The sequence below is a fragment of the Stenotrophomonas sp. 01N47 genome (assembly GCF_056399165.1).
The window spans coordinates 95479-114730 of the sequence record NZ_JBFTQU010000012.1 but is presented as its reverse complement, the minus strand read 5'-3'; the positions used below and the strand labels follow the sequence as shown (position 1 = coordinate 114730).

Below are 19252 nucleotides of genomic sequence, written 5' to 3'. Positions count from 1 at the left end.
CTTGGGGTCAGCCGTTGTCGCGCAGGAACCTGGCCATCGACGATACGCCCGGCACGCGCGGCTCGGACGCGGAAAGCGACGGCGACAAGCAACGCTGATCGACGGGGTTGGGTAGTGCCGGCCGCTGGCCGGCAACCTCATGAACCTCGCCAGGATTGCGAAGCTGCCGGCCAGCGGCCGGCACTRCCGCGCCTTGGGGTCAGCCGTTGTCGCGCAGGAACCTGGCCATCGACGATACGCCCGGCACGCGCGGCTCGGACGCGGAAAGCGACGGCGACAAGCAACGCTGATCGACGGGGTTGGGTAGTGCCGGCCGCTGGCCGGCAACCTCATGAACCTCGCCAGGATTGCGAAGCTGCCGGCCAGCGGCCGGCACTGCCGCGCCTTGGGGTCAGCCGTTGTCGCGCAGGAACCTGGCCATCGACGATACGCCCGGCACGCGCGGCTCGAACTCGGCGGCGACGTCAATGAAGCCGCGCATCACCGCGATCTCGCGCGGGCTGCGGTTCAAACCATCGCGCGCTTCCGGATCGGCACCGGCGCGCAGCAGGCGCTGCACCAGCAGCGGCAACCCGTGCAGGGCAGCCAGGTGCAGCGGGCCGAAGCCGCGCGGATCGCGCACGTCCAGGCTGACGTCTTCATCCAGCAAGCGCTCGACGGCGGCCATCACCACCTGCTCGTCGCAGGCGGTGCCTGGTTCGGCGCGCGCGCCCAGCAGCAGCAGCAACGGCGTGACCGCACCGGCGGCGGCCTGGTCCGGCTCTGCACCAGCCAGCAGCAGGGTATCGAGCAGCGCCAGCAGGCGCGAACGGTCGCGCGCACTGAAGCCATACAGGGCTGCGCAGTGCAGCGGCGCCAGCTGCTGGGCATCGCCGGCGTGCACATCGGCACCGGCGGTGAGCAGGCGCGCCACGATGTCCGGCAGGCCCAGCGCCGAGGCCAGCATCAGTACGGTGACCCCGCCTGGCAGGCGGTGTTCGAGCTGCGCACCGGCGTCGAGCAGGGCCGAGACGATCTCGACCTGGCGCATGCTGACCGCCGCTGACAACGGCGTGGCACCACTGGCAGCGGCATGCTGCGGATCAGCGCCGCGCGCCAGCAGCAGGTCGACCACGGCCAGGTGGCCACCGCCGGCAGCACGCAGCAGCGCGGTGCAGCCCTGCGCATCGACGGCGTCGATGGCAAAGCCCAGATCATTCAAACGACGCACGGCGTCGACATCACCGGCCATCGCGGCGGCCGGCAGATCGCCTTCGCGCAGGGTCCGGCGCGGCAGCGGCCAGACGCGCCAGTCCAGCCAATCAGCCAGATCACGACGACCGATCGACAACGCCACGCCCAGCGGTGTCTGCCCATCGGCAGCACGCGCTTCCGGCGAGGCGCCGTGCTGCACCAGCAGCTTCAAGGCGCTTTCGCGCGCCAGTGCGGTGGCCAGATGCAGCGCGGTCATGCCATGGCTGTCGCGTGCTTCGCGGTCCACGCCGGTGGTGAGCAGGGCCTGCTGCAGGCGCAGCCAGCCCAGGCGCACCGCCAGCGACAACGGCGGATCACCGGCCGGCGAGGCGGCAAACGGATCGGCGCCCCGCTCCAGCAGTTCCAGCGCCAGCTGCTCAAGCCCACGCGCCGCCTGGTCGTGCTGCGCACAGGCGGCCAGGAAACGCGCCAGGCCACCGCGCCCGGCCGGCGACAGGCCGTGCTGCAGCATCACCTGCAGGGCTGGCACGGCATCGATGCCACGCGAAAGCAGCGCGAACATCGGCGTATCTGCGCAGGCGTCGCGCACGTACGGATCGGCACCATGGGCGAGCAGCCAGTCGACCGCACGCGGCTCCAGCGCCAGCTCCGGATCGAGCAGCAGGCCACCCAGTTCTTCAGGCTGGCACAGCCTGGCCAGTGCGGCCATGCCATCGGTATTGCCGAACCCCAGCGCCTCGCGCAGCAGGGTCAACGGCGGGCGGTCGGGCAACAGGCCGCTGGCGCTGGCCGTGTCACCGCGCTCGGCCAGGCCATCGCTGACGGCGGCGGGCAGCGGGTAGGACGGGTCCAGCAGGGCCACGATCGCCCAGCGACCGGCTTCGGCGGCATAGTCCACCGCGCGCCGGCCGGCCGGATCGCTGCCGTCGGCAGCGATGCCCAGTTCCAGCAGGCGCTTGATCAACAGCGGCGAAACGTCCTCGGCCATCGTGGCCAGCAGCACCGCGTTGCGGCCATCGGTGTCGACCGCAACCAGGTCGGGTTTGTGCGGCAGCAGGTGCTCGACCACGGCAGCGCGGCCGGCGCGTGCGGCTTCCAGCCACGGCGTGCGGCCCAGCGCATCGCGCGCTTCCAGGTTGGCACCGGCGGCCAGCAGCACGCCGATGATGTCCACGTGGCCGGCCAGTGCGGCTTCATGCAGCGCGCTGCGGCGCTGGCGGTCACGCGCGTCGGCACGTGCCTTGTGCTTGAGCAGCAGCTGCACGCCGGCCGGATCGTCGTCCTCGGTGGCGGCCGCGGCCAGCAGCACCGGGGTGCCGTCAGCCGGTTCGCTGCGCGCGCCACGCTCCAGCAGGAAGCGCGCCAGGCGCCAGTTGCCGACCTGGCAGGCCACCGCCAGCGGTGACCAGCCATCACGGTTCAGTGCGTCCACTTCAGCCGCCGCATCACGCAGCAGTGCGGCCACGCCCGGGTCGGAACTGCGCGCGGCGTGGTGCAGGGGCGTGTTGCCCTCGCTGTCGGTGGCGCGCGAATCGGCACCGTTGGCCAGCAGGGTCATCACCGCTTCCGGACGCCCATGCCAGCTGTCGCGGGTCGCGGCCAGCAGCGGGGTCATGCCACGGTGCGGCGCGTTCACATCGACGCCGCGGCCGATCAGCTCGCGCAGCAGGCGCAGGTCCGGCAATACAGCGGCGAGCACCGCCAGGCTGCGCTGGTCGCGCCAGTTCGGGTCCGGCAGGGAATACGGATCGGCGCCGGCCTGCAGCAGTTGCAGCGCACGGTCGATGCGGCCGTGGCGTGCGGCTTCGTACAGGGCTGGGGTCAGCTCCTGCGGCGCCAAGGCTTCCAGTGGGGTGGTGTCGGCGACCGCGCTGAACAACGTCTCGCGATCGACCGGCAGTTCAGCGCCAACCGGGCTGCGCAGCGAGACCAGCGGCGCTGGTGCAACGCGCTGCAGCAGCAGGTGCAGCAGCGGCGACAGCAGCAGCACCGCCAGTGCCGACGGCCAACGCGCGCTTTCCGGCAGCAGGCCCGGCCAGGTCGGCAGTACCACCAGTGCCGCCAGGGCCATCACCAGTGCGGCCACGCCAAGGCCACACCAGGCGCTGAGGTCGCGGCCGGCCAACGCCTGCCAATGCTGGGCCAGGCCGCCATCGAGACGATCGACATCGTTCCACAGTGGCCAGGTGCGCCAGGCCGCCAGCAGGCCGGCGCTGACCAGCACGCTCAGGCCCAGCACCGCGGCCAGGCTGCCACTGTCGCGCAGCGCGGCCAGCGGCCAGGCCAGCAACAGGGCCAGCAACAACGGCGCGGCGGTCCACAGTGCCAGCAGCGCCGGCAGGTCCTGGCGGGCGATCACCTTCGGCGGCAGCAGCGCACGGCTGCGCCGCCACCACGAGATCCCCAGTGCGAACGCCGGTTGTGCCAGTGCCGCCAGCACCGCACCGGGCAGGCCGCCCAGCGCCGATCCCAGTGCCAGCAAGGCACCAAGGGTGAAGGCCAGCGGCAGGGCGCGGGATCGGGAAAGCTCAGTCATAGTGGCGCAGCATCATGCTGCTCACCGACGGCGGCACCTGCAGGTAGAACCCGCGCTCGGTCAGTTCGCTGCGCACCTTGGCCGGGTCGGCCTGGGCCAGCCGGCGCTCCGCGTCCAGGGTCACGTCCAGCACGAAGACGAGCGAACCCAACGACGCCGACAGCGGCGCAGGCAAAGCGCTGAAGTCATCGCGTCGGGCGAGATAGACGTAGGTGTCCGGCTTGAGTTGGCTTTTATAGACGTAGGCGTGCATGTCCACGGGACGATAACCCGGGAAGAGCCGTGATTGTGTCGGAAAGCCGACACCGGGGAAAGCCGTCACGCGACGATGGCGGCGCGATCGACGGCGTTTCCCCGTTGAGGTTCAGCAATGTGGCGACGCCGTTCAGGCTGCGCCACCGGTCGGCAGCGCTTACTTGACCTTGGCGTAGGTGCCCTTCAGGGCCACGCCGGCGACGAAGGTGCCGGCCCAGCACTCGTAGTTGGTCGCGCTCTTGAACTCGTTCTTCTTGTAGTAGCTGACGATGTCGACCACGGCGTTGGCGCCGCGCGACTTGGCACCGTCCTGCAGGGCCAGCAGTGCCGACAGCGCGACCCAGTTGCAGGCCTCGACATCGCTCTTGTTGGCGGCGTTGGTCTTCTTGTTGGTCACGTCTTCGCCCAGGCGCTGCTGCACGCTGACCGGCTGGCCGGCCAGGTAGAAGCGCACGCTGCCGTCGATGCCGGCATCTTTGGCGGCCTGCGAACTGATCAGCTCGCGCAGGGACTGTTCGACGCGGGTATCGCGCGCCGAAGCGGTGGAAGTCAGGGCCAGCAGCGCGGTGGCAGTGGCGATCAGCAGGGTGCGGCGCATCGGAACGTCTCCTTGTTGGGGTGCGGGTACGGCGGGGTCACGCGCTCCAGCGGCGGAACACCAGCGAGGTGTTGATGCCGCCGAAGGCGAAGTTGTTGCTCATCACGTACTCGGCCTGCAGCTCGCGGCCTTGTCCGGTGATGAAGTCGAGCTGGCCGCAACGCGGGTCCACCTCGACCAGGTTCAGGGTGGGCGCGAACCAGCCGGCGCGCATCATCTCGATGCTCATCCAGGCCTCGAACGCGCCGCAACCGCCCAGCATGTGGCCGACGTAGCTCTTCAACGAGCTGATCGGCACGCGGCTGCCGAACACCTGGGCGGTGGCCTGGGTCTCGGCGATGTCGCCGTGGTCGGTGGCGGTGCCATGGGCGTTCACGTAGTCGATCTGCGCCGGCTGCAGACCGGCGTCTTCCAGCGCCAGGCGCATGGCCTGGGCCATGGTATCGGCGCTGGGCTGGGTGACGTGCTGGCCGTCGCTGTTGGTGCCGTAACCGACGATCTCGGCAAGGATGGTCGCGCCGCGTGCCTGCGCGTGTTCCAGATCCTCCAGGATCAGCGTGCAGGCGCCCTCGCCCAGCACCAGGCCATCGCGGCCGGCATCGAACGGACGCGGGGTGGTGTGCGGTGCATCGTTGCGCGTGCTGGTGGCAAACAGGGTGTCGAACACCGCCGCAGCCGTGGCGTCTAGCTGTTCGGCCCCACCGGCCACCATCACCGTCTGCTTGCCGCTGCGGATCGCTTCATAGCCGGCGCCCACGCCCTGGCTGCCCGACGTACAGGCGCTGGAGGTGGTGTAGACGCGCCCGGACAAGCCGAAGAACACACCGATGTTGACCGGCGCGGTGTGGCTCATCATCTTCAGGTAGGTGGTGGCGCTGATGCCGTCGGTGGTGAACTCATGCAGCATGCGGCCGAATTCGCCGGTGGCTTCGTGGCTGCCCGACGACGAGCCATAGGCCACGCCGGTACGGCCACTGCGCAGCACCGGGTGCTCGAACAGGCCCGCCTCACGCAGGGCAACCTCGGTGGCGCGCACCGACATGATCGCCACCTTGCCCATCGAGCGGGTGGTCTTGCGGTTGTAGTTCGGCGGCAGCTCGTAGTCCTGCGCCGGCGCGGCAAGCTTGGTGTTCAGGCCCGCATACACATCCCATTCCGGCATCGAACGCACTGCATTGCGGCAGCTGCGCAGATGGGCCTGGATGGTCGGCCAGTCGTGGCCAAGCGGACTGATGGCGGCAGCACCGGTGACCACCACGCGACGATCGGCGGCCATCAGATCATCCCTCCGTTGACCGAGATCACCTGGCGGGTGATGTAGCCGGCCGGCTCGGACAGCAGGAACGCGACCGTGGCCGCCACTTCCTCGGGACGGCCGACGCGGCCGGCCGGGATCAGCTTCAATGCGTGTTCGACCACTTCTTCGTTGAGCATGTCGGTCTCGATCAGGCCCGGGGCCACGCAGTTGACGGTGATCTGGCGGCTGGCCAGTTCCAGCGCCAATGCCTTGCTGGCACCGATGATGCCGGCCTTGGCCGCACTGTAATTGACCTGGCCACGGTTGCCGGCCACGCCGGACACCGAGGACAGGGTGACGATGCGGCCCGGCTTGCGCCGCCGCACCATCGGCATGATCAGCGGATGCAGCACGTTGTAGAAACCGTCCAGGTTGGTGTGGATCACCTGGTCCCAGTCGTCCTCGGACAATGCCGGGAACGCGCCGTCACGGGCGATGCCGGCATTGCACACCACGCCGTAATAGGCGCCATGTGCCTCCACGTCGGCCTCCAGCGCAGCACGCGCGGCAGCACGGTCAGCCACGTCGAAGGCCAGCACGCGCGCCTGCCGGCCCAGCGCCTGGATCTCGTCGGCCACCGCCTGTGCTTCTTCCACACGGCTGCGGCAATGCACCACCACGTCGAAGCCATCGCGCGCGATACGCAGCGCAATGGCCCGGCCGATGCCCCGGCTCGCGCCGGTCACCAGCACGCTTGGATTCCCTGTCATGCCTGTCCACTCTCCAGATAGGCCATCGAGTCGGCCGGTTCGAACACCGACACGTTGGCAACCGCCCATTCTTCTTCGCCTGCCAGGATGCGGCAGGCGAACATCCCTAATCCATTGTCGCCCAACAACTCGCAACGCGCCTGCACCTGCAGGCGGGTGCCACTGGGGAAACTGCTGCGCGTGCTGGTATAGCGCCGGCTGCCAAGCAGGAAGCCCAGCTGCGGCGGATTGCCGGCCGTGCGTGCGCGGCAGCCGGCCCAGGCAGCGATGGCCTGGGCCATGTATTCGATGCCGACCCATGCCGGGACCGCACCGTCTTCGATGAACAGGCCGGCCTCGGGCACCACCAGTTCCGCCTCGATGCCGTCCTGGTCCCAGCGCAGGATGCGGTCCAGCAGGCACATGTCCTGGCGGTGCGGCACCACCTCTTCGATGGCATACAGCGGCATGTTCATCGGCGCTCCAGTGCCAGCACGGCATTGCTGCCGCCGAAGGCGAACGAATTGCTCAGCACCCGCCGCGGCAGCTGCTGCAGGAAGGTCGCCGGGGCTACCAGCGGCAACGCCGGCAGCGCCGGATCGGCCACGCCGTCCCACCAGTGCGGCGGCAGCTGCTGCTGCGGATTCTCGGCCAGCAGGATCCAGCACAGCGCCGCTTCGATCGCACCGGACGCACCCAGCGTGTGGCCGGTCAGTGGCTTGGTCGAACTGGCCGGCACGGCGGTGCCCAGCACCTGCGCCACGGCGTGGCTTTCCATGGCGTCGTTGTGGCCTGTCGCGGTGCCATGCAGGTTCACGTAATCCACTTCCGAAGGTGCCCAGCCAGCACGCTGCAACGCCTGCTGCAGGGCATCGATGGCACCCAGACCCTGCGGGTCCGGTGCCGACATATGGTGCGCGTCGGCCGACTCACCCCACCCCGCCAGGCTGACCGGGCCTGCATCGCGGGTCAGCAGGAACAGCGCGGCGCCCTCGCCGATGTTGATCCCGCAGCGATGCTGCGAGAACGGATTGCAGCGCACTGCGGAGACCGATTCCAGCGCGCTGAACCCGGCGACGGTGAACCGGCACAGGGAATCGGCACCACCAGCGATGACCGCATCGACGATGCCCGAGCGCAGCATGCGCGCGGCCGACATCAACGCCTTGGCGCTGGACGAACAGGCCGTGGACAGCGTCCAGGCCGGGCCCAGCGCACCGCTGCGCTCACGCACGAACTGCGCGGCGGTGCCCATTTCCTGCTGTGCGTAGTCGAAGCCTTCGGGCCAATGGCCGTGCTCGGCGCGGGTACGCAGCGCCTGTTCGGATTCACCGATGCCCGAGGTGCTGGTGCCCAGCACCACCGCCACACGCTCGGCGCCGTAACGGTTGATGGCATCGGCAACGGCCGGCGCGATCTGCGCCAGTGCCACGTCCAGCAGAGCATTGTTGCGGCCACGCAGGGACACCGGCAGTTCTTCCAGCGTCGGCAGCGGGCTGTGCACTTCGCCCAGCGCGAGGGTGCGACCCGGCAGCAGGCTGGCGTTGTCGCTCAGGCCGCCAGGCGCGTCGGCAAACAGCGCAGCGGCCACCGCGGCGCGGCCCTCGCCCAACGCGCAGACCACGCCGAGGTCGTTCAGGAAAATGGGAGCGCTCTTCATTCCTGGCCGGCCATGTCGATCGATTCGATGCGCAGGGTGTAGCCCTCGGCGCGGTTGTCCAGCTGCACGCTGCCATCGCCCAGGCGCTGCAGCTGCAGCCACACGGTGCCGTCGCGGGACAGGCTGCGCTGGCGGCCGTCATCGCTCACCTGCCAGCCGGCCGGCAGCGCGGCGGCAATTGCGTCCGTCGGCCACAGCGCGAACTGCAGGTCATCCAGTACGCGTTCGGCACGCACCTGTGGCGGCAGCCACGGTGCACGCTGCTGGGTCAACTGCTGGCCGTCCCACTGCAGGCGCACGCCGGTCTGGCCCATCGCCTGCACGGCCAGCCGCACCTGCTGTGCGTCGGCTTCCAGCAGCGCATCCAGATCACGCTCGTGGCTGCCGAAGCGGAAGTGCAGCTGCTGCTGCAGGGCCAACGGCGCCGGCAGGCTGGACGGTGCCAGCCGCAGCGGCGGCAGGTCGACCAGCGGTCGCGGCATGCGGCTGGCACAGGCGGCCAGCAGCAGGCACAGCAGGACCGCGGAGAGGCGGACGATCAGGCGCTGCACAGTTCCTCCAGCACGCGCATGCGGCGGCCGCTGTCGTCGGCCACATACGGATTGTTGGTATCCCAGGCGTAGCCGGCCAGGATGGAACTGATCATGTCGCGCACCTGCGGCTGCTGGTCGGGGTGGTAGATGATCTTCTGGAAGCCGCCCTGGTACCAGCTTTCGACGAAGCGGCGGAACGTTTTCACACCGGCACGCAGCGGAATCGAGAATTCGCCTTCCCAGTCCACGGTCTCGCCCGCGTAGCGGCGCTTGAGGCATTCGCTGGCCAGCTGCGCCGACTTGAACGCGATGGTGACGCCGGAGGAGAACACCGGGTCGAGGAACTCACCGGCGTTGCCCAGCAGCGCATAGCCCGGGCCCCACAGCGAGCTGACATTGGCCGAATAGCCGGTGATGCGGCGCACCGGCAGCACCGCCCATTCGGCATTGGCCAGCAGCGAGGTCAGGTTCGGATCCTCGCCGACGATGGCCTGCAGCTTCTGCAGGTCGTCGCCTTCGTAGCGCTCGAAGAACGATGGCTCGGCGACCACGCCCAGCGAGCAGCAGCCGTTGGAGAACGGGATCGTCCAGTACCAGACGTCGATGTGCTCGGGATGGGTGGTGATCAGGATCTTGTTGCGGTCGAAATCCGCTTCGGCCGGGATGTTGTCGCGCACGTGGCAGAAGATCGCGCCGCGCACCGGGAAGTTGGAGGGTGATTCCAGGTCAAGCAGGCGTGGCAGCAGGCGCGCGAAGCCAGAGGCGTCGAGGATGAAATCGGCTTCGATGCGGTACTCGCTGCCATCGGGGCGGCGCACGCTCACCAGCGGCTGATCGCCCGGCTCGACGGACAGCACTTCGTCACCGAAGCGCAGGGTCGCGCCCATGCGCTCGGCGCCGCGCGCCAGCACGTTGTCGAAGTCGGCGCGCTGCACCTGGTAGGTAGTGCCCCAGCCCGGCGAGAACTTCTTCCTGAAGTCGAACGCGGTGCGCGCTTTCCCGTGCACGAAGGCCGCGCCGTTCTTGTACTGGAAGCCCGCCTCGACCACGTCCTGCAGCAGGCCCGCCGCTTCGATGTATTCCATGCTCTGCGGCAGCAGGCTCTCGCCGATGGAGAAGCGCGGGAACTGCTGGCGCTCCAGCATCAGCACCTTGCGGCCCTGCTGGCGCAGCATCGCCGCGGCCACCGAACCGGCCGGGCCGGCGCCGATGATCAGGATCTCGGTACGTTCCACGTCTTCGTGGCGGGAAGAATCAGCGGCATCCACAGCAGTAGTCATCGGTGCGTCCTTGTTGCTCGATCAGGTGGAAAAGCGGAGGTATCGGAATGGAGCGTGCCCGGTCAGGCCGGCGGAACGTCATGCGGTGGCGGCCGGAACAGCGGCGATATCAGCCAGACCAGGCCGATGCCGAACAGCAGGGTGAGCCCGAACGCGCGCAGCGCCGGCGTCTGCGAAAGACCCAGCAGACCGAACGACAGCCAGGTGCTGGCCGCACCCACGCATACCGCCAGCCAGGCGCTGGCATCGCCGCGGTGCTCGATCAGGAAGATGCCGTAGTCGATGCCCATGCCCAGCAGCAGCATCAGTGCCAGCACGTTGAACAGCTGCAGCGGCTGGCCGAACAGGCCGAGCAATCCAAGGGTGAGCGCGCCGGCCACCAGGGTCGGTGCGAATACGCGCCAGGCCTGGCGCCGGTAGCGCAGCCACAGGGCGCCGAACACCAGCACGATGCCGACCAGCAGCAGGCCGCCCATCAGCTTGCGGTAATGGCCCAGCAGCTGCGAGAAATCGGCCGTACGGTCGACCCAGCGCACGCCGTCCAGGCCTTCGGCTGCGCCGCGCAGGGTGGCCAGTGCATCGGCACGCGACAGGTCATCGACCATCACCACGCTGATCATCTGCCCGCCCACGTTGCCGACCCACAGGTGGCGGAACGGCTGCGACGCCGGCGAGGCGAGGAACGCCTCGGCGCTCAGCGGCGCCGCTGCGAATGCGGGGCGCTGCAGGGGCTCGCCCACCGCTTCGCCCACGGCGGCCAGCACGCCGGGTTCCACCTTGGCGGTCAGCGCCGCATCGGCCTGCTGCCGCGCGGGCGACGGCAACCAGTCACTGATTGCGCGGTAACCGCCGATGCGCTTGTCGTGGGTCAGTTCACGCAGGCGCGTGGTCAGCGCTTCTTCGCGCTGCAGCAGTTGTGCGGCATCGCTGCCCTGCACCAGGTAGAACTGCGCCGGGCTGGGCATGCCCAGCAACTGGCTGAGGCGGATCTGCTGGGCCATCAGCGCCGGCGGCGAGGACTGCAGGCTGCGCAGGTCGTCGTTGCTCTGCAGGCGGGCGATGCCGATGGCCGACACCAGCGCGGCCACGCCGAGGAAGATCGCCACCCGGCGACGCCCATGCAGGCGCGGGAAACGCTCCAGCGTATTGCCCAGCCACTGCGCGAAGCGGGTGGTACGAATCTCGCCGCCGTCCAGCCACGGGAACCAGAAGATCACCGTGAGGAAGGCAGCAGCCAGACCGACCACCGAAAACAGCGCCATCTGCCGCAGGCCGGGGAACGGTGCCAGGCCCAACGCCAGGTACGCCAGCGCACTGGTCAGCAGCGCCAGCCACAGGCCCGGCAGCAGATGCCGCAGCAGCTTCCAGCGACGGTCGGCCGGCTCGGCCTGGCGCGAAGCGAACCAGTGGATGCCGTAGTCCTCGGCCACGCCAACCAGCGAGGCACCGAACACCAGGGTCAGCACATGCACCTTGTCGAACACCAGCACGGTCACCGCCAGCGCCACGCCACAACCGATCAGCAACGAGGCGGCAACCAGCAGGATCGGCCGCAGCGAGCGGAACGCCAGCCACACCAGCAGCAGCACCGCCGCCAGCGAGCCCCAGCCGATGGTGTTGATCTCCTGGTTGGCCTGCACGGCAGCCGCTTCGGCATGCAACGGCACGCCGGCATGCAGGATCTCCAGATCCGGCGCAGCGGCCTTGGCCGCCTGTCCGGCGCGTTCGAGCAGGCCATCGAGATGACGCTCGCCATCGAGCCTGAAGGCCGAGCCCGGCGTATCGAACTGCAGCGCCGCCCAGTGCTTGCCTTCGGCCTCGAGCAGGCCGTCATCGCCCAGGCGCAGGCCGGAGCCCTGGGCCTGCTGCTGCCACCACTGCGGCCACAGCGACAGCGGATCCTGCCGCCACTCCGTCAACCGCGGCGCGCCCATCGGGCCGTACAGCGCGCCGAGTGCCTGTTCGGCCAACGCACCGGGTTCGGCCTGCTGCAACTGCTCGCGCTGGGCCGGGGTCAGCAGGCGATCGCGGTACGGTGCGTAGAACGCACGCGCCTCATCGAACCAGCCTTCGATCGAACCACTGGGCACCAGCAGCGCGCTGTCGGCATCACTGGCCATCGCCGCGGCGAACGCGGCCTGCGCGCGCTTGGCAGCGGCACCGTCGGTACTGCCGAGCAGCACCACCACCTGCCGCGAGCTGCCATCGGCGATGCGCCGGGTGACGTCGCTGAGCAGGCGGTCGTGCGCGTCCTGCGGCAGCAGGGCGAGGATGTCGGTGTCAATCCGCGACTCCTGGCTCCACAGTCGCCACTGCTGCGCACCCAGCACCAGCAACAGCAGCAGCCAGGCGATGCCCAGCCAGTGCCACCAGCGGCGCAGGCGATCCGGTGCGGCGCTGTCACTCAAAGCGGCGCGCCTCGTCGGCGTTCAACGTGGCCGGCGCTTCGCTCAGCGCAGTGAACTGGATGCGGGTGCGATCCTGGTTGGCTTCGATGATCTCGACCTGGCGCACGTAACGGTCGCCCTGCAACGTCAGCGACTGGAAGGCCTTGGCCAGCATCGCCGACTTCGGCGTCAGCTTGAGGTGCCAGCCCTGCCCTTCACGGGTGGCCTCGACGTTGAACTGGCTGGACAGTGCCTGCACGTCACCGCTCATCAACGCGAACATGATCGCATTGACCGAGCGCATCGCCGGCTGCTGGCGCGCGTCCAGTTCGACGCGGGTGCTGCCATCGCGCTGGCGGCTGAGGATGCGGTCGGCAGTGACCACCACCTCCGACGGGAACGGCTTGAGCGTGGACCAGATCACGCCGTGCTTGCGCGCGACCACGAACTGGCCCTGCGAACGCAGCGGGTTCTTGAAACCGCTGACCTGCTTTTCCTGGGTGAACTGACCACGCAGCACGTCCGGTCGGGCGACGGCCTGGGTGATGGCATCGACGGCGGCATCGGCCGCCTGCACCAGCGGTGCGGCCACCAGCAGCAGCGCGCACAGCAGCACGCGCGGAAGACGAAGGGATCGGTTCACGGGGCAGGCACTCCAAGACGCTGCCACAGCACCGGCGGGCACTGGTACAGCATTTCCTTGCTGGCCGCGTCGACCGCGACCTGGATGGTCATTGCGCGGGTCAGCACCTGGCCGCTTTCCGCATCGAGGATCTCGTATTCGATCTTCAGCCGGTTTTCCCACTCGACGATGCGCGAGCGCACGCGCAGCGCCTGGCCGAACAGCAGCGGCCGCACGTACTTCACCCGGGCGTCGACCACCGGCCACAGGTAGCCCGATTCGAGCATCTGCGGATAGTCGTAGTCGTAGCGCTTCAGCAACGCGCAGCGCGCGATCTCGAAGTACTTGAAGTAGTTGCCATGCCAGACCACGTTCATCGGATCGCAGTCATGGAAAGCGGGGGCCAGCTCGACCTCGCCGACCAGTTCGTTACCTTCATTCACCGACATACAGCTCCCAGCGTTGCGCGCGGATCTCCACCAGCAGTTCCCGCAGTTCGCGATCCAGCGCGCGGTCTTCTTCGACCAGGGCGATGCGCTGCCCCAGGTCGGCGTACATGTCGGCCAGACTGCCATGCAGCTGCGCGTTCATGCCAACTCGTTCGCGCAGCGCCAGGCCCTGGCGGGCGGCGATCAGCATGGCCGCCACCACCTGTTCAGTCAGTTCGATCACGCGCAGGCAGTCGCGCGCGGCGATGGTGCCCATGCTGACCTTGTCCTGGTTGTGGCATTCGGTGGACCGCGAGAACACCGAGGCCGGCATGGTCTGCTTCAGGGCCTCGGCCGTCCACGCCGAAACGCTGATCTGCAGCGCCTTCAGGCCATGGTTGATCGCCGCGCGCGGGCCGGTGGCCGCCGACAGGTTGGCCGGCAGGCCGTGGTTGTAGCGGGCGTCGACCACCAGCGCCAGCTGCCGGTCGAGCAGGTCGGCGATGTTGGCAACCGTATTCTTCAGCGTGTCCATCGCCAGTGCGATGTGCCCGCCGTAGAAGTGGCCACCGTGCAGGATGCGCTCGCCGTCGGCGTCGATCAGCGGGTTGTCGTTGGCGCTGTTCAGTTCGGTTTCGATCAGCTGGCGCAGGAACGGCAGGGTGTCTTCCAGCACGCCGATCACGTGCGGCGCGCAGCGCAGCGAGTAGCGGTCCTGCAGGCGCTGCTCGTTGCGCGGCGGGCGCTCGCTGTGCAGGTCGCTGCGCAGGCGTGCGGCAATGCGCGACTGCCCCGGGTGCGGCTTGGCGGCGAACAGGGTTTCATCGAAATGGTGCGCGTTGCCATCGCTGGACAGCACGTTGAACGCGGTCAGGCGCGTGGCCATGCGTGCCAGGTAATCGGCGCGCTGCCAGGCCAGGCAGGCCAGGCCGGTCATCACCGCCGTGCCGTTCATGATCGCCAGGCCTTCCTTCGGCCGCAGCTTCAGCGGCGTCATGCCGATCTTCGCCAGCACGTCGGCAGCCGGCTGCACGCGGCCGTCGTGCAGCACCTCGCGTTCGCCGCACAGCACGGCCGCCACGTACGACAGCGGGGTCAGGTCGCCACTGGCGCCCACCGAGCCTTCGGCCGGAATCAACGGCAGCACATCGTGCTGCAGCAGCGTGGCCAGGCCTTCCAGCAACGGCACGCTGACGCCGGACATGCCGCGCACCAGCGAGGCCAGGCGCGCGGCCAGCACGGCGCGGGTCTCGGCCGGGTCCAGGTAACGGCCCAGTCCGCAGCCATGGTAGGTGTACAGGTGGTGCGGCAGCTCGGCGACCAGTGCCGGCGGAATGTTCACCGTGCACGAATCGCCGTAGCCGGTGGTCACGCCATAGATGACGCCATCCTCGCGCAGCAGGCGGTCGAGGAAGTCGGCACCACGCTGGATATGTGCGCGGAACGCCGGCACATCGCTCAGCGCGGCCTCGCACTTGCGCTGGGCCAGGGCGACCACGTCTTCGATGGTCAGCGGTGCATCGCCGAAACGGCACACGGGTACGGCGTCAATCGTCATGAGGAGCCTGATCCCAGAAGGGGAAGAAATTGAACCAGTCCAGCGGGGACTGGATGACCTGGAGTTCCAGCCAGCGCGCGAAGCGCTGCGCCTGTTCGGCCAGTGCGGCATCGCGTGAACCGCGCGGCAGCACCACGCGGTCGGCGAACTGTTCGAATGCCACCCGATAGCCGTCGCCCTGGTGCAGGCACGACATCGTGTAGACCGGGCAGCCGAGCGCGGCCGCCAGCACATAGGCGCCGATCGGGAACGGCGCGCGGTGGCCGAGGAAATCAGCCATCACGCTGCGCCCGCCCTGCACCGGCACGCGGTCGCCAACGATGGCGACGAAGCCACCCGAGGCGACTTTGTCGGCCAGCATCATCGCCGTGGCCGGGCCCATCTCGGTAACCTGCACCAGCTCCACCGCGGCCAGCGGGTCCAGCCGCTGCAACAGCCGGTTGAAGCGCTGCGCGTGCGCGGTATGCACCAGCACGGTGATGCGGAAGCCCGGCACCTGCTCGGCCAGCACCTGGCACAGTTCCAGGCAGCCGATGTGTGCGGTCAGGATGAGGCCGCCTTCGCGGCGCGCGATCCTGCCCAGCACCAGGTCACGCTGCAGGCGGATTCGCTCGGGCGGATAGCGGCCGCCGAGGCCGAGAATCTTGTCCAGCATCGTGTCGGCGAAGCTGAAGAAGTGGCGCAGGCTGTCGCGCCGGGTGGGCGCATGGCCCAGCGCACCGGCATGGGCCTGCAGCCGCTGCAGGTACTGCATCGAGGCCTGGCGACCGACGCGGTTGCCCAGCCAGTGGCAGGCCACGACCGGCCACACGCAGAGGTGGAACGGCCAGCGCCCGAACCAGCGGTGCACCCAGCACAGGAACAGCACGCCGGCCACCGACGTGGACTCGCCGATGTCGGCCCAGTGCGGGGCGTCGTGCGCGTGACTCATCTCAGCCCTGCCCCTGCAGGCGGCGCCACAGCAGGCGCGGCGCGCGCCAGAGCATGCCGAAGAACAGCCGGGTATGCATGCGGCTGATGCGCACGTTGTCGCGCCACACATCGAAATGCGAAACGCCGTCGGCCGGATAGGTCACCCGCGTAGCCAGGTGTTCGACCGGTACCTGCCGCCAGTACAGGCGCACCATCACTTCGGTGTCGAAATCCATGCGCCGGCCGATGGTTTCCTCGCCGACCAGGCGCAGCACCGGCGGCAGCGGATACACGCGGAATCCACACATGGTGTCGCGCAGGTGCAGCGACAGCGTGTTGATCCACACCCAGATGTGGGTGGCGTAGCGACCATACAGGCGCGCCTTCGGCACACTGGCATCGTAGGCGGGAATGCCGCAGATCACGGCGTCCGGCCGCGCGCGGGCGGCGTCGATGAAGCGCGGCAGGTCGCCGGTGTCGTGCTGGCCGTCGGCATCGATCTGCAGCACATGGGTATACCCACGACGCTGCGCTTCGGCGAAACCGGCCAGCATCGCACCGCCCTTGCCTTGGTTCGCGTCCAGCCGCAGCAGGTCGACACCCGCTCGCCGTGCCAGTTCCCGCAGCACCAGCGCGCAGGACGGCTGCGAGCCATCGTCGACCAGCAGGCAGGGCAGGCCCGCAGCCTGCACGCCATCGACGACCGCGCCGATGGCGTGTTCGTGGTCGTACACGGGAATGACCACCAGCGGCGCGAACGCGCCGCCAGCGGTGGCCGGCTCAATGCGCATCGGCGAACACCACCCTGCCGCTGGCGTGCACGCCATGCACCGAGGTGTAGCGGAACGTCAGCACGCCGCGCCCGGTGTCCCACTCCAGGTGCAGGGTCAGCTCGTCGCCGGGGCGGGCCACGCGCTGGAACTTCACTGCATCCATGCGCTGGAAACCAACCGGCAACACGAAGGCCTGGCGGCCGAAGCGCACCGCCCAGTCCAGCTGGGCGACGCCGGGCAGGATCGCCGCCTGCGGGAAGTGGCCCTGGAACGCGCGCAGCGCGGGGTCCAGCGTCATCCGCAGGGTGGCCGCCGCCTCGTCGCGACAGTCCCAGACCGGCACCGGCATCATCGGCTGGAACAGCGCCACCAGTGCGGCCTGGGTGACCTTGCCCTGGGCATTGATCGGCAGCGATTCGACCAGGCGCCAGCGCCGTGGCCGGGTAACCGCATCGTGGCCCTGCGCCAACCGCGCACCGAGCCGCTGCCCCAGCGCACGCCGTGCGCTGTCACCGGCACGTGCCAACGCCGGATCGGCCGGCACCACCACGGCCGCCAGCTGCTCGCGCTGGCCCTGCAGCACCAGCACGCGCACGTCCTCGACTTCTGGATCCTCACGCAGCGCGCGCTCCAGTGCATCCAGCGAAACGCGGCGTTCTTCGATCTTGACGATGCGGTCGGCACGGCCCAGCAGGCGGAAACGGCCATCGGCCAGTGCTTCCACGCGATCCTGGGTGCGCCACCAGTCCAACGTCTCCAGGTGCGGCGAGGCCACCGCCAGGCAGTCCTCCTCGATCCGCCACTGCACGCCTGGCAACGGCTGCCACGGCGGTGCATCGGTGTCCCAGCGGCGCCAGGCGATGCCACCGGTTTCACTGCTGCCGTAAACCTCGGTGGGCGCCACGCCCAACCACTGGCGGACCTGACGCGCGGCGTCCTCGGGCAGCGGGCCGCCGGAGGAGAACACCGCACGCAGGCGGCCGTGCAGGCTGGCCCAGTCGAGCTGCTCGGGCAGGCGCTTGAGATGGGCCGGGGTCGCCACCAGCACCGTGTCGGTACCGGCCAGCGCGCCCACCAGGTCTTCGTGGAAGAAGCGCCGGGGCTGGATCGCACGGCCGGCAGCCAGCGGCCACAGCACGCGGAACAGCAGGCCGTAGATATGCTGGTGGGACACGGTGCCATGTACCTGGGCACCGTCGAGCTGGGCGCCGAAGGCAGCCTGCAGCGCATCGACTTCGCGCGCCAGCTGGTCCAGCCGCTTGCTGATCGCGCTGGGCTGGCCGGTGCTGCCGGAGGTGAACACGCACAGTTCGCAGGCGCGCTCGTCCAACGGCAGCAGCGCCACGTCGGCGGCGGCGCTGTCGGTGGCCTGCAACGGCTGGTAATCCGCCGACAGGTCGCCTGCGAAGCCACTCACCTGCGGCTGCAGCGCCTGCAATGTCGCAGGCAGGTTGTCGGCGGCCAGGAACACCCGCTTGCCGGCATGCCAGGCACCGAACAACGCCGCAGCGAAGGCCACGGTGTCATCGAAGTAGAGCGCCCAGTCACGACCTTCGGCAGCGCTGAAAGCGTCATGCCAGGCCAGTACACGCAGGCGGAAGGCAGCGTGGTCGACGGCAACGCCATCGCAGATACCGATGTCGCGGCCGGGCTGCGCCGTGGTCAGCAGCCGATCCAGGGCGATCCAGTCAGCCATGCGCGTGCGCTGCCTTGACCCGACGCCGTACCAGCCATTCGCCCCCGAACAACAATCCCATCATCACGTACGCCAACAATCCGTTGTAGAGCATCCAGACCCGGTCCGACGCATACAGCGCGGTGAGCAGGGCGAGACCACCATTGAGAACGAAAAAGCCGCACCACACCTGGGTGACGCGACGGGTATAGATCACCGCGAACGGTGGCAGGTCCGGCTCCTGCAGGCGCGCCAGGCGTTCCACCAGGGGCGGACCGAAGCGCAGGCTGGTGGCGAACACCGTCAACATCACCACGTTCACCAGCGCCGGGTACAGCTTCAGCGGCAGGGCCTGGTTGAGCACGGTGGCCAGCCCGGCCAGCAGGCCCGCGCCGGCGGCAGCGGCCCACCACAAGGGTTGCCGGGTGCTCAGCGCGCGCAGCAGGGCCAGCGCAAACAGCAGCAGCGCCAGCCAGCGCGGCTCGAAGCGGCCCATCGCCGCGTAGACCAGCACCGGATAGGCGAGCGAAATCGCTGCCACCACGACCATGCGTGCCCGTGCCATGGTCGCGGCGTCCGTGCTGCTGTCAGGCAGCGGCCTGACCGGGCAGCAGGCCATGCACAACATCAACGATGTCCTGCACGGTGCGCACGGCCTTGAACGCTTCAGGCTGCAGGTTGCGGCCGAGCAGCGGCTTGAGCTGCACGATCAGGTCCACGGCATCGATGCTGTCGATGTCCAGGTCGTCGTACAGGCGCGATTCCGGGCTGATCCGCGCCGGCTCGATCTCGAAGCTGTCGGTCAGGATGCGGACGATGCGCTCGAACAATTCATTCTTGGTCATGGCAGTTCCT

Annotated in this window: 18 protein-coding genes; all 18 read right to left on the bottom strand. The window is 69.1% G+C overall.

Going from position 1 to position 19252, the window contains the following annotated elements:
• Positions 1–391: 391 nt before the first annotated feature.
• Complete coding sequence (locus tag AC1DKR_RS19425) at positions 392–3730, bottom strand: ankyrin repeat domain-containing protein (protein WP_478034534.1); 3339 nt, start codon at positions 3728–3730, stop codon at positions 392–394.
• On the bottom strand, positions 3723–3983 hold the full coding sequence (locus AC1DKR_RS19420; RefSeq protein ID WP_032976812.1) for a YcgL domain-containing protein: 261 nt from the start codon (positions 3981–3983) through the stop codon (positions 3723–3725). Before AC1DKR_RS19420 ends, AC1DKR_RS19425 begins: the two co-directional genes overlap by 8 nt.
• A gap of 159 nt (positions 3984–4142) precedes the next feature.
• Positions 4143–4583 (bottom strand): hypothetical protein, encoded by a 441-nt coding sequence (locus AC1DKR_RS19415; protein WP_025877987.1) that lies wholly within the window; start codon positions 4581–4583, stop codon positions 4143–4145.
• Between the two features lie 37 nt (positions 4584–4620).
• Entirely contained in the window at positions 4621–5859 is a 1239-nt protein-coding gene (locus AC1DKR_RS19410; protein WP_025877989.1) for a beta-ketoacyl-ACP synthase, read from the bottom strand.
• On the bottom strand, positions 5859–6590 hold the full coding sequence (locus AC1DKR_RS19405) for a 3-ketoacyl-ACP reductase FabG2 (protein ID WP_025877991.1): 732 nt from the start codon (positions 6588–6590) through the stop codon (positions 5859–5861). Before AC1DKR_RS19405 ends, AC1DKR_RS19410 begins: the two co-directional genes overlap by 1 nt.
• Positions 6587–7045, bottom strand: coding sequence for a hotdog family protein (locus AC1DKR_RS19400; RefSeq protein ID WP_025877993.1), 459 nt, complete (start codon positions 7043–7045; stop codon positions 6587–6589). Before AC1DKR_RS19400 ends, AC1DKR_RS19405 begins: the two co-directional genes overlap by 4 nt.
• Positions 7042–8229: a beta-ketoacyl-[acyl-carrier-protein] synthase family protein gene (locus tag AC1DKR_RS19395; protein ID WP_032976811.1), complete on the bottom strand. Its 1188-nt coding sequence runs from the start codon at positions 8227–8229 to the stop codon at positions 7042–7044. Before AC1DKR_RS19395 ends, AC1DKR_RS19400 begins: the two co-directional genes overlap by 4 nt.
• Entirely contained in the window at positions 8226–8780 is a 555-nt protein-coding gene (locus AC1DKR_RS19390) for a DUF3261 domain-containing protein (RefSeq protein ID WP_033832520.1), read from the bottom strand. The genes AC1DKR_RS19395 and AC1DKR_RS19390 overlap by 4 nt, the downstream gene beginning before the upstream one ends.
• Positions 8768–10042, bottom strand: coding sequence for an NAD(P)/FAD-dependent oxidoreductase (locus tag AC1DKR_RS19385; RefSeq protein ID WP_312788168.1), 1275 nt, complete (start codon positions 10040–10042; stop codon positions 8768–8770). Before AC1DKR_RS19385 ends, AC1DKR_RS19390 begins: the two co-directional genes overlap by 13 nt.
• A gap of 62 nt (positions 10043–10104) precedes the next feature.
• Positions 10105–12450 (bottom strand): MMPL family transporter, encoded by a 2346-nt coding sequence (locus AC1DKR_RS19380; protein ID WP_478034531.1) that lies wholly within the window; start codon positions 12448–12450, stop codon positions 10105–10107.
• Positions 12443–13072 (bottom strand): outer membrane lipoprotein carrier protein LolA, encoded by a 630-nt coding sequence (locus tag AC1DKR_RS19375; RefSeq protein WP_312788059.1) that lies wholly within the window; start codon positions 13070–13072, stop codon positions 12443–12445. The genes AC1DKR_RS19380 and AC1DKR_RS19375 overlap by 8 nt, the downstream gene beginning before the upstream one ends.
• Positions 13069–13500, bottom strand: a complete 432-nt coding sequence (locus AC1DKR_RS19370) for an acyl-CoA thioesterase (protein WP_025878003.1) — start codon at positions 13498–13500, stop codon at positions 13069–13071. The genes AC1DKR_RS19375 and AC1DKR_RS19370 overlap by 4 nt, the downstream gene beginning before the upstream one ends.
• A complete protein-coding gene (locus tag AC1DKR_RS19365; RefSeq protein WP_025878005.1) occupies positions 13487–15037 on the bottom strand; it encodes an HAL/PAL/TAL family ammonia-lyase in 1551 nt (516 codons plus the stop codon). Before AC1DKR_RS19365 ends, AC1DKR_RS19370 begins: the two co-directional genes overlap by 14 nt.
• Positions 15027–15968, bottom strand: a complete 942-nt coding sequence (locus AC1DKR_RS19360; RefSeq protein ID WP_025878007.1) for an LpxL/LpxP family acyltransferase — start codon at positions 15966–15968, stop codon at positions 15027–15029. The genes AC1DKR_RS19365 and AC1DKR_RS19360 overlap by 11 nt, the downstream gene beginning before the upstream one ends.
• A gap of 1 nt (position 15969) precedes the next feature.
• A complete protein-coding gene (locus AC1DKR_RS19355) occupies positions 15970–16740 on the bottom strand; it encodes a glycosyltransferase family 2 protein (RefSeq protein WP_394197006.1) in 771 nt (256 codons plus the stop codon).
• Positions 16730–18418, bottom strand: a complete 1689-nt coding sequence (locus tag AC1DKR_RS19350; protein ID WP_394197004.1) for an ApeI family dehydratase — start codon at positions 18416–18418, stop codon at positions 16730–16732. Before AC1DKR_RS19350 ends, AC1DKR_RS19355 begins: the two co-directional genes overlap by 11 nt.
• Positions 18411–18962, bottom strand: coding sequence for a COG4648 family protein (locus AC1DKR_RS19345; RefSeq protein ID WP_089238175.1), 552 nt, complete (start codon positions 18960–18962; stop codon positions 18411–18413). Before AC1DKR_RS19345 ends, AC1DKR_RS19350 begins: the two co-directional genes overlap by 8 nt.
• A 22-nt stretch (positions 18963–18984) precedes the next feature.
• The gene (locus AC1DKR_RS19340) at positions 18985–19242 is read right to left on the bottom strand and encodes an acyl carrier protein (protein WP_025878014.1); all 258 of its coding nucleotides are present in this window, start codon (positions 19240–19242) and stop codon (positions 18985–18987) included.
• Positions 19243–19252: the final 10 nt, after the last annotated feature.

Bases quoted from the DNA above. Each gene is read 5' to 3' on its own strand.
- AC1DKR_RS19425 (WP_478034534.1), bottom strand. From the start codon at position 3,730: ATGACTGAGCTTTCCCGATCCCGCGCCCTGCCGCTGGCCTTCACCCTT.
- AC1DKR_RS19420 (WP_032976812.1), bottom strand. From the start codon at position 3,983: ATGCACGCCTACGTCTATAAAAGCCAACTCAAGCCGGACACCTACGTC.
- AC1DKR_RS19415 (WP_025877987.1), bottom strand. From the start codon at position 4,583: ATGCGCCGCACCCTGCTGATCGCCACTGCCACCGCGCTGCTGGCCCTG.
- AC1DKR_RS19410 (WP_025877989.1), bottom strand. From the start codon at position 5,859: ATGGCCGCCGATCGTCGCGTGGTGGTCACCGGTGCTGCCGCCATCAGT.
- AC1DKR_RS19405 (WP_025877991.1), bottom strand. From the start codon at position 6,590: ATGACAGGGAATCCAAGCGTGCTGGTGACCGGCGCGAGCCGGGGCATC.
- AC1DKR_RS19400 (WP_025877993.1), bottom strand. From the start codon at position 7,045: ATGAACATGCCGCTGTATGCCATCGAAGAGGTGGTGCCGCACCGCCAG.
- AC1DKR_RS19395 (WP_032976811.1), bottom strand. From the start codon at position 8,229: ATGAAGAGCGCTCCCATTTTCCTGAACGACCTCGGCGTGGTCTGCGCG.
- AC1DKR_RS19385 (WP_312788168.1), bottom strand. From the start codon at position 10,042: ATGACTACTGCTGTGGATGCCGCTGATTCTTCCCGCCACGAAGACGTG.
- AC1DKR_RS19370 (WP_025878003.1), bottom strand. From the start codon at position 13,500: ATGTCGGTGAATGAAGGTAACGAACTGGTCGGCGAGGTCGAGCTGGCC.
- AC1DKR_RS19365 (WP_025878005.1), bottom strand. From the start codon at position 15,037: ATGACGATTGACGCCGTACCCGTGTGCCGTTTCGGCGATGCACCGCTG.
- AC1DKR_RS19360 (WP_025878007.1), bottom strand. From the start codon at position 15,968: ATGAGTCACGCGCACGACGCCCCGCACTGGGCCGACATCGGCGAGTCC.
- AC1DKR_RS19355 (WP_394197006.1), bottom strand. From the start codon at position 16,740: ATGCGCATTGAGCCGGCCACCGCTGGCGGCGCGTTCGCGCCGCTGGTG.
- AC1DKR_RS19350 (WP_394197004.1), bottom strand. From the start codon at position 18,418: ATGGCTGACTGGATCGCCCTGGATCGGCTGCTGACCACGGCGCAGCCC.
- AC1DKR_RS19345 (WP_089238175.1), bottom strand. From the start codon at position 18,962: ATGGCACGGGCACGCATGGTCGTGGTGGCAGCGATTTCGCTCGCCTAT.
- AC1DKR_RS19340 (WP_025878014.1), bottom strand. From the start codon at position 19,242: ATGACCAAGAATGAATTGTTCGAGCGCATCGTCCGCATCCTGACCGAC.